We start from the raw sequence: 13,239 nt of genomic DNA on the forward strand, positions 1-13,239 counted from the left end.
ACGGGAAGTTACGAAAACGTTTTCGTAAATCATTTGAAGTCTGTACCAAATGACGTGATTAGTGTACGGATTGCCTGTTTAAATCCATAAGTTCTTCCAAATGTTCGCGGGAATTGGACAATCGCGGAATCTTATGTTGCCCACCTAATTTGTTCTTGGACTTTAACCAATCATAAAACAGATCTTCCCGTGCCATGTGTACACGTGGCATCTTTAAGGTAATGTTATTGTAGCGTTTGGCCTCATAATCGGAATTAAGTGATTTTAAGGCATTGTCCATCAATTCAATAAAATAATTGAGGTTATCCGGAGCCCTGCGAAACTCAATGATCCATTCATGGGATCCCTTTTCGGTACCGTTCATAAAAATGGGGGCCGCCGTATAATCCTTAATTTCCGAACCTGTTTTTTTACAGACCTGTTCCAGCGCTTCTTCCGCATTTTCAATAATCAACTCCTCACCAAAAGCATTGATGTGATGTTTGGTACGACCCGTTATCCGAATGCGATATGGGTCCAGGGAGGTAAATCGAACCGTATCCCCAATTTTATAGCGCCATAGCCCGGCATTGGTGCTAATGACCATGGCATAATTGATTCCCATTCGAACCTCCCAAATGGGAATGGCCCGCTGCTCCTCTTTGCCATAGGAATCCATAGGTATGAACTCATAAAAAATACCATAATCCAACATCAGCAATAAGTCCTCGGAATTGTTCCGATCCTGTATACCAAAAAAACCCTCGGAAGCATTATAGGTCTCGTAATAGTTGAATCGTTTTCTGGGCAACAGCTTTTTATATTGGTCCCGATAGGGAGCGAAACTCACCCCTCCATGAAAATAGACCTCCAAATTCTCCCAAATCTCAAAAAGGTGGCTTTTTCCCGTTTTTTCCAGCACATTGTTCAACAATACCAACATCCACGAAGGCACCCCTGCCAAGCTCGTTACATTTTCCTTGATACTCTCTTCTATAATGGCGTCCATTTTTAGTTCCCATTCGCTCATCAAGGACACCTTATTGCTCGGTGTGCTGCTATATTCCGCCCACAAGGGCATATTATCTATAAGAATGGCGGAAAGGTCCCCAAAAAAGCTCCCGTTGTCCTCGTATAGTTCCTTACTTCCCCCCAGCCGTAAACTTTTGCCATTGAACAGTTGCGAGTTTTCATTATTGTTCAGGTACAGACAGAGTAAATCCTTCCCCGATTTGTAGTGACAGTCTTCCAGCGCCTCCATACTTACCGGAATAAATTTGCTTTTCGCATTGGTAGTGCCACTGCTCTTTGCAAACCATTTAATATGGGTGGGCCAAAACACATTCTGCTCGCCCCTTCGGGTACGTTCGATCATTGGCGCAATGCACTCATAACTAACAATGGGCACACGCTCCGTAAAATCCTCATAGGTGGTAATGGACTCAAAATGGTGCATTTTACCTACTTCCGTGTCCTTGGCATAGTCAAACAACTGGCGTAGGACCTCTTGCTGCACATCCACCGGGTATTTTATGAAAAGCTCAATTTGGTGGTACCGCTTTTTTAGCAACCAGGAAGCAATGGAATTGAATAACGGTATTGGCATTTTGGGTATCTTTAACCGGCCGGTTTGGCCAGTAGCTAAAATAACCTTTATTTCAAATTTGTTCAAACAACCTTACTATGCTTTACGAAGGGGTCCTACGAAAAATGCGAACCGAAATGGGTTCGCCCATCCAGTATTACTTGATGCTGGAGGACGATGTCCTCAATCTTAACCAAGCCTTGAACAAAAAACTTAAAATTCAATTTATCAAGTACCAATGTCTTGGCACCGGTAAAAATGAACCCATTTACCGCCAAGGATTTTGTAAATCATATTTTTTTGAATCTGCTGCAGCAGGTGATTGGATAATGCGACCCGAACTCAGCAAAGCACACCTCAACATAGAGGACCGCGATTTGGAATATGAAAAAAAAATGCAGCTACAGCCCCATATCGTGTATTTGGCCAATAGCAGTAATGTTAAGGTTGGGGTAACCCGAAAGACACAGGTCCCCACCCGATGGATCGACCAGGGGGCCCATGAAGCCATAGAAATTGTGGAAGTACCCAACCGTTACCTGGCCGGAATTACCGAAGTGGCCCTCAAGGAACATGTGAGCGATAAGACCAGTTGGCAAAAAATGTTAAAAAACGATCTTCAGGACTTGGATTTGGTGGAATGGCGCAATACACTCAAACCGTATATCCCAGAGGAGGTCGTACCTTATTTTATTGAAGATCATACGGAGACCCATCTGGAATTTCCCGTTTTGCAATACCCCGAAAAGGTAAAAAGCCTGAATCTAGAGAAAACCCCAAGCTATGAAGGAGTGCTAAAGGGCATAAAAGGGCAATACCTCCTTTTTGAGGACCAAACCGTTTTTAATGTCCGCGGAAGTGAAGGCTATTATGTGGGGATTGATATCACTTAAGGATATCATGGCCATGTGGTCATACACAATTATTGCCTGCAGCCTGAATAAACAAAATGAAAAAAACATACCTCCTTATTATATTGACATTGGCAACCTCTTACTCCAGAGGTCAAAAGAAAATAGACTTTAAGGTTGGCTATTTACCAAACTTCAATTACACCTTAACCCAAGAACAGATTTCGGAAAACAATGTAACCTATATCGCCTCCGACGAGATAATTCAGAACCTAAAAAATAACGGAATCAAAAATCCGACCATCATTAAAGACACGAGCTTTTTAAAAAGCGTTTCCAAAACCGGTGAATTGAATGGTAACGAATTTCCAATTGCCATAGAACTGTTGGAGTCCAACAATCCAACGCTTGTAAGTGGAACCAAATTTTTTGGAACATGGATTGATGGAAAAACTAAAATTGACTCCATTTCTTCACCGACAATGACCGAAGAAAAAAAGAGAATATTACTTCCTGCAATGGAATCGATGATGAACCAAATTGAATATCCAAATAAGAAAATAAAAGTTGGTGAAAGTTTCGAACAAAAAAATCCGATGTCACTGCCAATTGCAGAGATAACCATTGAGATGGAGATAAATTCAATTTACACCTTGAAAAAAGTGGAAAACGAAATTGGATATTTTGACCTTGATCAAGTTTATACCCTAAAATCTGCAACAAAAGATTATGAAATGGAAATGGACGGGACCGGTAAGGGACATATTGATTATGATATGGAAAAGCAGTTTTTCACAAAGTTCTATCTGGAAATGGAAATGAACTTAAAAACGGAATTGGAGATTTTCTCAATTGAACTACAGACAAAAAGCATCACTTCCCAAACAACTGAAATAAAAAAAGCGTCCCGATAATTGGATTTAGGGCCCATTGTATTTCCACTTATTCCTCTTTACGTCCATTTATTACTATTCTATTTTTTCAGTGGAGGGATTTGCCCAATTTAGGTGACCAAATCCTTCACAAGACCATGGTAAGACATTGGAATCAGAATGTCTTTATACCATGAATATCCACTTTAATGAAAAAGCTACTTCCATTTTTTATACTAGGTGTCCCCATAATTATTTTGTACATGAATAGTGTCGGGTATGGATTTATTGCCATTGATGATGGAAATCAAGTTTTGGACAATGTAATCATCCATGAGTTGACCGGTGAAAATTTGAAATCAATTTTCACTACTGATACGATAAAGATGTATCAACCATTGACCTCTTTGTTCTTTGCCTTTATCATTGCACTTTTTGGATTTAAGACGGCGACCGCGTTCCATGTTTTTAGTATTTCGGTACACATTATCAATACTTTTCTGGTCTACATCCTTGGAAAACGCCTCTTTTCAAATAGAATAAACCCTTATCTCATTCCCTTGCTCTTTGCCTTGCACCCATTGGCCGTAGAAGCGGTCTCCTGGGTTTCGGCCACCAGTACGGTCCTGTTTAGCTGTTTCTTTTTAATGGCAACAATTCAATATGACCGATACCTGGAGCTTAACAAAAGAAAATACTACGTCTATTCCATTTTGCTTTTTTTATTGGGATGCTTTTCCAAAGTACAAATTATACCCTTTGTAGGAATTTTGTTCTTATTGGATTATTTACGGGGTGAAAAACTGATTGATGCCAAAAGAATACTTTCAAAAATCCCTTTCGTTACCATTGCACTCATTTTTCTTTTTATTGGTTTAAGCTTTAGACAGGACCAATCCGGTTTTTCAGGCGATTATAACCCTATATACCTTGTGCCTTCACAACTTGCCTGGTATATCTATAAGTCTTTCGTTCCCATTAAATTGGGAATAGTATACGATTGGCCCGAACAAATCAAAAGTTCATGGTTTTTTGTTTCCATAGGAATAGTGATTGCTGTTGGCTACCTTTCTTTTGCAATGCGAAAGAACAAATTGTTTGTATTTGGGATTTTGTTCTTTTTGTCCAATATCATTTTGCACACCACTTTCTTCACAAAATTTTTGAGCCCTTTCGCCGATCGATATGGTTACCTTTCCACACTGGGCATTTGGATTGCCCTATTTAGTCTGGTAGAACAAAAGCAAAAAAGAACGGTGTCAATTATTGGGGTTCTTGTTTTGGGATTGTTTTTTGGAATGGCCAAAGTCCAAACCACTTACTGGAAGGATACCATAACATTATGGTCAAATAATTTAAAACATCAAAAGTCAACTTTTTCAAATGGAATGCGTGGCAATTTATATTATGAAAAGAAGATGTATGCAGAGGCAAAAAGGGATTTTGAAAAAGTGGACCAAAAACCTGATTACAGGTTTGAACCGGAAAAATATGGCTATCTATATGGCTCCTTGGGTATGATGACCACAGAAAGCGATCCGGAGAAATCAGCGGAGTATTTTAGCAAAGCGGCCAGTTTATATCCTACCCTGCCCAACATGGAAAACGCAGGAAAGGCTTACCAGAAGATCAAATCGTATGACACAGCCGAAGCGTATTATCTTCACTGTTTAAAGACAAACAAGAATCCAAGGTTTTATATGAATTTAAGTTCGCTGTACTATGAAATGAAACGATTCGATAAGGGAATGTACATTCTGACCCAGGCGATAGACTCTGGGCTAGAAGAAGCGATTTTTTATAAAATGAGATGTGTTTTTAGAATTGAAGAAAGGCAATTTGAATTAGCGGCCGACGATTTCAAAAAAGCTAAAAAACTTCTTCAGCAAAGTAATCATACGGATCCGGACCCCATATTAACAACGTTGGAAGGCGTATTAAGGAACTATCTTTAAACCGTACCAATCACAGAAAATACAACTTACCCCAATTCTTGGTTGATGATAGAGGACATTTATGTCAACGAGAAGCTGGAAACACTGTGGAAAACAAGAATTTGATTCATTTTTGGTGTATATTTGCATCAAATATCCATTTATGCCCAGGCAAAGTATCTCTTTTACAAAACCCAATGACGAGTGGTTGAAATCCCAAGTGGACAATCACGAATATTCCAGTAAAAGTGAGTTGGTCAATGATCTTGTCCGACAGGCAAGAAAGCAACAGGCCCAAATCGACTGGATCAAAGCTAAACTGGAAAAAGCTGAGAAAAGTGGATTCACAAACCATGGTAAAGACGAGATTTTAAAACAGTCCAAGGCCATGCGCAATGGCTAATTACCGATTAAGCAACGAAGCCAAAAATGACCTGATTCGAATCCACCACTACGGAATTGAGAAATTTGGACTTTTACAAGCCGACAGCTATTTCGCAACTTTTTTTGAGTACTTCGAGATCATCGCGCAACGACCGTTTTCTTTCGAGTCCATCGACCATATAAAAAAAGGGTACAGACGTTGTGTCTGTGGTTCAGACAGTATCTTTTTCAGGGTCAATGGGGACATGATTGAGATTATGGCCATAATCGGAAGGCAGGACTTGAACGATATACTCTAGGACATTTGTCAATTATTTACTCTCCTATTTCGTTTAACTTCATACGTATACGATCATCATCAGATGGATTGGTATACTTCAACAAGCCAAGGATTGTACAAGAAAAGAACAAATCATAGCCGATATCGATGCTTTCGACTATGCCTTAAACGTACTTTTTATTGGGTCGTATCCTTTTTCTTTTTAAGCAATCCACCAAGGATACTTTTTGCCGCTCCCTTCACTTCATCCTTTTTGGTTGCTGTGGTATCCGTTTGTTCCGCATTCTTTTTACCGCCCAATAACCCCCCAAGGGCCTCTGTCACCCCAGAATCCTGGGTTTGGGTACTGTCGGTTTTATCCTCTTTTAAAAGTCCCCCGATCAAATCCCTTGCCTTGTCCTTTCCCTGGTTCAGCAGTTTCTGTTTCTGGATTTCCACCAGTTCCATAGTAAGGCTTTTGACGCCAGAAGTCAAATCCGTGCTTACTTTGGGACTGGTATAGTTCCCTCCAATGGTGGCGGTCACCGGAATGGTCAAATCCTTAAGGCTGTCATCATTAATTTTTGCGATCAAAGTGTTGACCTCATCCCCCAGGTATTTCGCTGGAATGTCCAGGGAAGCCGTGTAGGCCAGTTGTTGGTCAAACGTATGTCCTCCGGATACATTGACCACAATATCCTGATAGGTAATGGCAAAGGGTTGTACACTTACTTTGCCGCCGTTGAATGACAAGGCCGTTTTGAGGTCGTTCAAATTCAATTGGCCCAAGTCCAAAAACGTAAACTGACCGTCCAGCGCCGTCAATAAGGGCGCGTTTTTGGTATCCACTTTGGCGGAAAGCAATTGTGCCAATAGATCTCCCGAGAGTGTCCCCAGATTGGGGGTCATATCCTCCTTTAAATTACCCGATAGTTTAATATCCGTATTCAAACGCCCCTCCAAAGCATTGGCCACTGGAGCCAGTGCTTTGAACATATCCAACAATTGAAACGACTCACTGATCTTAATGGCATCCAAGCCCATCGCCATATCAAAGGTGGGCGTCTCCGGTTTGGTGGATACCGAACCGTTCAGTTTTACCTTCCCATCAAAAATGGAGGAGGTAACATCTTCCAAATAGGCCGTTTCATCCTTGATTCGCAAGCGACCGGACATATTTTTTAGGGCCAGATTATCATAAAGCACGTTTTGCGCCTTGGCATCGATGGTACAATCCAGGAACGACGGGATTTGAACACGCTCCGAAACTTCTGGAGTGGTCCCTCCTTCCCCATCACTACCGGTTTCCTCTGTCATAAAATCATTTACGGCAAAGGTGTTGGATTGCAGGCTAAAGTTTCCCTCTATATTTTCCTTATTAAAAAGATAGCCAAGAAGATTGTCAATAGTACCATTGGCTTTAAAGTCCGTCTGCCCTGTTTTTCCCTCAAAGGCATCCAAGGAAACCGTATTGGGTGTAAAGCTCACCGAAGCATCCGAAATGGCAATGGGGTTTTTAAGTTCCTCGGAATTGTAGTGAAAACCCGTTAATCTTGCTGTGCCGCTGGTCTTTGTATTTTCATAGCGATGGTTTTCCACAGAGGCCATGTCAAAGGCCGTGGTTACATCGGCCTGTACGATTCCCGTAAGATCGTAATCCGCCGGTAGCGGATATGCCTGTGAGATATTGGCCAGGTTAATGACACCATCTGCATGCAAATCCACTTTTGCATTCCCCAACAACTCTTTAATCTTCGCATTGAGGTTGAATTGATCTGCATCAATCTTAAAGGAAAGCCGATTGATATCCACATAGGTGTCCTCAACAATACCGGTTCGGTTATAAATTTGTGTATCGATGTATACGTTTTCCACTGCTTTTGGTAAATCCGGATAGTTAAAGGAGGCATTTTGTGAATTGATACCGATGGTAAACGTGGGAATATGGACATCGTCCACAATGCCTTTAAACTGTCCGTTTACCTCAAAATTCCCCGTGGTCTCTACATCTTCAATGTTTTTGGAATACGCTTCCGGGATGACCGCCAAGAAGTTTTTAAAATCCGATGAGGGTGTTTTAAACGTAACATCCACTTCCTGATTGTCCTCATTGAGCTGCACAAAACCATCAAAGACCAAAGGCAGTTGATTCACCAGTGCCTTGTTCTCCAAAAAAGAATATTTGTTTTGGGTCAGATCAATACCAATAAGGGCATCCAGGGCTACTTTATTTTTATTGAGATATGCCGTACTATCCATTTCGAAGGAGACCAGGGCATCCGTCCTTGTCTTCAATTGTGAGCTTTCCAGCGACAGATCACCAGTCCCCGAATGGTTCATTTCCGAAATGACCAAATGCATTCCACTGGAGAAATCATCATAGACCACCTCGGCATTCGTAATACCGTACTCCTCCAGGTCCAGTGTAAAGTTGGTACTGGTTTCCTCCTCACTTGATGGTACGGTTTCATTTTCCAGGGCAATATCGTAGTTGGCGTTTTCGGCTTCGTCCACTTGAATGTGCAAAACAGCGCCATCTATCGTAAGCTTGCGTATTCCAATGGGGTCATCCGCACTTTTGAACAGTTCTTTTATGGACATATCCAAAGCAATGTCCCGTGCAGCAAATAGGGTATCCCCCTCAAAAGGGGCATTATTCACCAGGGAAATCCCTTTTAAATCCACATAGGCATACGGAAAGCTTTTGATCAAACTGAGATTGGCCTCTTCAAAATCCAAAGTGGCGTTGATATTTTGATTGACCTTATTCTTTATAATATCGGCAATTTTTCCTTCCAAAAAGAACGGAAGGGCAATAATGAGGCCCAGGAGGACCAAAATCAATATTCCCAAAACCCGGAGGATCTTTTTCTTCATGCTGCTATTTTTTTACAAGAAACGAAGGAAAATCAATCCAATGATATTTCCTCTCCTAACTTTAGGTTAAATCTTTTTCTAAAAAGATATACGAAAAGATAGAGCAAAGGGGTGTCGAGCAGGGCGATTAAAACCTTAAAAAGAAATCCACTGACGACGAGACCATAAAACAGGGACCATGGCAACACCCCAAAAAGGCATAACAACCCTACAACGGTAAAGGTGTCCACAAATTGGGAGGTAAATGTGGAGAAATTGTTCCGTAGCCATAGGTAGCGACCATTGGTACATCGCTTCCAGAAATGATAAATGGAAATATCGATATACTGTGCTGCCAAATAGGCCAACATAGAGGCCAAAACCCCCAGGGGCGATAGCCCAAAAACCTCAATAAAGGTGGCATCATTTACCGGAGAGCTTTCAATGGCCGGGACATAATTGGCCACAAAAATGATTCCCATGGAAAAAACCGAGGCAAAGATTCCTGCGGTAACCACTTGATTGGCCTTTTTTTGTCCATAGATTTCCGAAATCAAATCCGTAATCAAAAAAGTGATGGGATACGGCAGGATACCGACCGAAAGTTCAAAAAGGGGCGCTCCAAAAACCGTCACGTCTCCAAAAGGTTTCCAAAAGAAAAACTTTTGAAAGATTAAGTTCGATACCACCAGTGAGGTAATGAACAGGGCGCCGAGGTAGAGGTAGATGTGGAAAGCCTCTTTTTTTCTCTTTGGAACCATCAAGGATTATTGGATATTCAAGTTGAACGGCATTCTTGCCTGAATCCCTTTTTGTTCCGTCATTCGTTTGAGTTGTTTTAGGGTCTGGAACGCTTCTTCCCCAATTTCTTCCCTGATCATGGATTCCCCAATTTTCAATTTAGCAGCGCTCAAATCTTCCATCAGCCGTTCAAAATCCGATTTAAATTTTGGGTACTTGCGAATACCGTAGGATTCCAGTCCCGCCGTTTCAGCTGCTGCGGCAATCGCGTCCCCCAAAGTGCCCAGTTCATCCACCAAACCGAGTTCCACCGCATCCACACCGCTCCAAACCCGACCTTGTGCGACCTCATCCACAGCCTCCTTGGACATATTTCTACCGTCGGCCACACGCTGTACAAAAGTATCATAGGTCATTTCAATACTTTCCTCCAACTGTTTTCGGAACCGATCGGTCATCGGTTCAAAAAAGGAATAATCCACGGAATTGGCATTGGTACCCACCTGTTCCGCGTTGATTCCGATGTCATTGCTCAACCCATGGATATTGGGAATGGTTCCGAATACCCCAATTGACCCCGTAATGGTAGTGGGTTCCGCAAAAATCCTATCCGCTCCAACCGCCAAATAGTACCCCCCAGAAGCCGCAATGTTCCCAAAGGACACGAAAACCGGTTTTTCTGCTTTGACCAGTTCCACTTCGCGCCAGATAATGTCGGAAACCAAACTACTTCCCCCAGGTGAGTCCACCCGTAGCACCACGGCCTTTATGTTGTCATTTTCCCGAACCTTTTTCAAGGCACGCATTAAAGTTCCCTGGCCAATGACATCCCGATTTCCCTCACCGTACAATATTTCTCCTTGAGCGTACACAATGGCAATCTTTTCCTTACCGGAAGGGAGGTTTTTGTTTTTCGTTGCGGTCATATAGTCCGAAAGTGAAATAACATTGATGTCCTGTTCTTCCCCTAATCCCAAGACTTCCTTCCATTCCATTTGATATTCATCCTGGTAGCGGGTACCGTCCAAAAGCCCTGAATTTATGGCCATCTCAGGGGTTCTTGCCCCTAAAGTATCCGCCAGGGTATTCAACTGTTCCAAGGACAATTCCCTGGATTCGCCAATATCCGTGAGCATGGCCGTCCAAATAGCATCTAAAAGTGCCTTGATTTGGGTCCTGTTTTCATCACTCATCGTATCGGACAGAAAAGGTTCCACCGCACTTTTGTACTTCCCATGGCGAATGACCTCCATCTTTATTCCTGTTTTCTCTTGTAGGTCCTTATAATACAGTACTTCCGAGGATAGGCCTTTAAAATCCATCAATCCCTGCGGATTGATGAATACCTTATCGGCCACACTTGCCAAATAGTAGTCCTTTTGGGAGTAATAATCGGATAGCGCATAAATTTTCTTTCCCGATTCCTTGAAATCCTCCAGAGCCTTGCGCAATTCCTGTGTTTGGGCCAGCCCGGCCATCAGGAAATTGTTTTTTATGCTGATGCCTTGAATACGGTTATCCGTTTTTGCCACTTTAACGGCATGCAAGATTTGGTCCAGCCCCTGGCCTTCTTCAAAAAATCCGGCAAAAGGATCACTTCCGTCCGTGCCATAATAATCATATACGGGTTCGGTAATGGAAATCTTAAGCACAGAGTTTTCCTTGACGACCACACCATCGCCGGCATTCCCAATTAACGTGAGAAAAATGAAAAACATGATAAAAAGAAGACCGATAGCAATAAGACAACCCAGAATGGCTGCCAAAAGATTGCGTAAGAATTTCATATGGAAACTGATTTATTTCAGGCGGCAAAGATACGGAATCTACCTTTGTTTTACTTACTTTGCCATTGGCTTATGGGGAGTTACAATAAGGTATATCTATCGCTGGGAAGTAATCAGGGAAATCGGCTTGCCCAACTCCAGCAGTGCATTTTTAGGTTGAATGAGCGCCTGGGGAAAACCCTGGCCGTGTCCAGCGTCTATGAAAATGCCGCCGTTGGCTTTGTGGGCGATGATTTTTTGAACGCCTGTATCCTTTTGGAAACGGAAAGGAATCCTACGGAGGTCCTCACGGAAATCCTCGCCCTGGAAAAGGAAATGGGCAGGGAACGATCTGAAATCGGGCATTATTCCTCACGTACCCTGGATATTGATATCATTTATTTTAATGATGACGTCATATCCCACGAAAACCTTACGGTTCCCCACCCCAAAATGGCGGAGCGGAACTTTGTCCTAAAACCCCTGGCCGATATTGCCCCGCAGGTCTACCACCCGGTTTTAAAAAAGGACACCAGGAACCTTTTGCAACAGTCCAAAGACGGCAATCCGCTAACGAAAACACCGTATAAGCTGTTCAAGGAACAGCGCACCCTGTTCTCCCAGTTGCAGTTCCTGGCCATTGAAGGAAACATCGGGGCGGGCAAATCCACTTTGGCCAAGAAAATTGCCCAGGATTTCAATGCCAAACTGGTTTTGGAACGATTCGCGGACAATCCGTTTTTACCCAAGTTCTATGAGGACCAGGGGCGATATGCCTTTCCGTTGGAAATGTCCTTTTTGGCCGATAGGTACCAACAGTTTATGGACGACACTTCCCAATTCGATTTGTTCAAAACCTTTATGGTAGGGGATTACGATATTTTTAAATCCTTGATCTTTGCCCAGATCACCCTTCAGAAAGATGAGTTTGAACTGTATCGAAAGGTCTTTAATTTCATGTACAACGAGGTTCGAAAACCGGATGTTTATGTATATCTATACCAAAGTACCGAAAGACTGCTCCGCAACATCAAAACGCGAGGGCGGGATTATGAACAACAAATAGGACCGGAATACCTGGACAACATACATAGGGGGTATCTGGATTTTATCAAAAGTCATCCAGAACAGGAAACCCTGCTCATCGATCTACAGGAATTGGATTTTGTGAATAATCCAGAGGACTATAAAACAATCTTGGGCTTATTGGAAACGAAAATTTTGGAGGTTCTCTTTTAAGACAATTTTTGGATTTTATTTGGATATAACGAATGGTTTTATTTTATTAGCACCCTGCTAAGTCAGAAACTAACTAACTCAAACTATATGTTTCGCCCTGACGGGAAATCGTCAGGGTTTTCTTTTTATACCATTGAGTTTGGTCCAAAAATCCCACACCACAATCCCTGCACTCACGGAAATATTCAAGGAATGCTTGGTCCCAAACTGCGGGATCTCTACCACCCCGTCACTTGCCGAGACCACCTCCTGGGATACCCCTTTCACCTCATTGCCAAAGACCAGGGCGTAGGTCGTATCCGGTTGTACTTTTACATGCTGCAATTGGATGGCCTTTTCAGCTTGCTCCACCGAAATTACCTGGAAACCCTGTTGCTGTAGCTTGCCAAGGGCCTCCATGGTCGTTTCTATATACTCCCAATCCACACTTTCCGTTGCGCCCAATGCCGTTTTGTGAATATCCTTGTTCGGGGGTTTGGCGGTTATCCCGCAGAGATAGATTTTCTGTATCAAAAAGGCATCGGCGGTACGAAAAACCGAGCCTATGTTATTTAAACTTCTAATATTGTCCAAGACCAAAATCAAGGGTGTTTTTTTGGTTTTTTTAAACCCTGGGATGTCCAAACGGTCTAATTCCGCATTCGCCAACTTTCGCATAAATTATCCACTTTTAAGTGAGAAATATCAACAATTGAACGGTAAACACCTTCAACTTTATAATTTGGTAAAATTAAATCAAAAAGTACCGTGCCGACCTCCAAAAACAAGAAAGA

The 13,239-nt window shown here is 42.3% G+C and carries 11 protein-coding genes; 6 read left to right on the forward strand and 5 right to left on the reverse strand.

The features are described from left to right. Positions 1-58 precede the first annotated feature (58 nt). The gene (locus tag L0P88_RS03850; RefSeq protein WP_247133311.1) at positions 59-1,585 is read right to left on the reverse strand and encodes a GH3 auxin-responsive promoter family protein; all 1,527 of its coding nucleotides are present in this window, start codon (positions 1,583-1,585) and stop codon (positions 59-61) included. Between the two features lie 77 nt (positions 1,586-1,662). On the opposite strand from L0P88_RS03850, the gene L0P88_RS03855 reads away from it, so the two are divergent. The 5 genes from L0P88_RS03855 to L0P88_RS03875 all read left to right on the forward strand — a co-directional run bounded on the left by L0P88_RS03855 (position 1,663) and on the right by L0P88_RS03875 (position 5,904). Further along, positions 1,663-2,457 carry a DUF2797 domain-containing protein gene (locus L0P88_RS03855; RefSeq protein ID WP_247133312.1) on the forward strand — a complete coding sequence of 265 codons (795 nt, stop codon included), beginning with the start codon at positions 1,663-1,665 and terminating at the stop codon, positions 2,455-2,457. Positions 2,458-2,513: 56 nt separating this feature from the next. Beyond that, positions 2,514-3,329, forward strand: coding sequence for a hypothetical protein (locus L0P88_RS03860; RefSeq protein ID WP_247133313.1), 816 nt, complete (start codon positions 2,514-2,516; stop codon positions 3,327-3,329). 167 nt (positions 3,330-3,496) lie between these two features. Next, a complete protein-coding gene (locus L0P88_RS03865; RefSeq protein ID WP_247133314.1) occupies positions 3,497-5,242 on the forward strand; it encodes a hypothetical protein in 1,746 nt (581 codons plus the stop codon). A 142-nt stretch (positions 5,243-5,384) separates the two neighbouring features. Next, positions 5,385-5,624 (forward strand): type II toxin-antitoxin system ParD family antitoxin, encoded by a 240-nt coding sequence (locus L0P88_RS03870; protein ID WP_247133315.1) that lies wholly within the window; start codon positions 5,385-5,387, stop codon positions 5,622-5,624. Next, positions 5,617-5,904 carry a type II toxin-antitoxin system RelE/ParE family toxin gene (locus L0P88_RS03875; RefSeq protein ID WP_247133316.1) on the forward strand — a complete coding sequence of 96 codons (288 nt, stop codon included), beginning with the start codon at positions 5,617-5,619 and terminating at the stop codon, positions 5,902-5,904. Before L0P88_RS03870 ends, L0P88_RS03875 begins: the two co-directional genes overlap by 8 nt. Before the next feature lie 158 nt (positions 5,905-6,062). Here the strand turns inward: L0P88_RS03875 and L0P88_RS03880 are convergent, their stop codons facing one another. The 3 genes from L0P88_RS03880 to sppA are packed head-to-tail and all read right to left on the reverse strand — an operon-like array spanning position 6,063 to position 11,248. Next, positions 6,063-8,741 carry an AsmA-like C-terminal region-containing protein gene (locus L0P88_RS03880; RefSeq protein ID WP_247133317.1) on the reverse strand — a complete coding sequence of 893 codons (2,679 nt, stop codon included), beginning with the start codon at positions 8,739-8,741 and terminating at the stop codon, positions 6,063-6,065. Between the two features lie 32 nt (positions 8,742-8,773). Further along, positions 8,774-9,481, reverse strand: a complete 708-nt coding sequence (locus tag L0P88_RS03885) for a queuosine precursor transporter (protein ID WP_247133318.1) — start codon at positions 9,479-9,481, stop codon at positions 8,774-8,776. 6 nt (positions 9,482-9,487) lie between these two features. Then, positions 9,488-11,248 carry a signal peptide peptidase SppA gene (gene sppA / locus L0P88_RS03890; RefSeq protein WP_247133319.1) on the reverse strand — a complete coding sequence of 587 codons (1,761 nt, stop codon included), beginning with the start codon at positions 11,246-11,248 and terminating at the stop codon, positions 9,488-9,490. Positions 11,249-11,320: 72 nt separating this feature from the next. Between sppA and folK the strand changes: the two genes are divergently transcribed. After that, entirely contained in the window at positions 11,321-12,466 is a 1,146-nt protein-coding gene (gene folK / locus L0P88_RS03895; protein WP_247134834.1) for a 2-amino-4-hydroxy-6-hydroxymethyldihydropteridine diphosphokinase, read from the forward strand. Positions 12,467-12,577: 111 nt separating this feature from the next. Here folK and L0P88_RS03900 read toward each other — a convergent pair whose 3' ends face one another. Then, the gene (locus L0P88_RS03900) at positions 12,578-13,123 is read right to left on the reverse strand and encodes an RNA methyltransferase (RefSeq protein WP_247133320.1); all 546 of its coding nucleotides are present in this window, start codon (positions 13,121-13,123) and stop codon (positions 12,578-12,580) included. Positions 13,124-13,239: the final 116 nt, after the last annotated feature.

Source organism: Muricauda sp. SCSIO 64092, assembly GCF_023016285.1.
Lineage (GTDB): Bacteria > Bacteroidota > Bacteroidia > Flavobacteriales > Flavobacteriaceae > Croceivirga.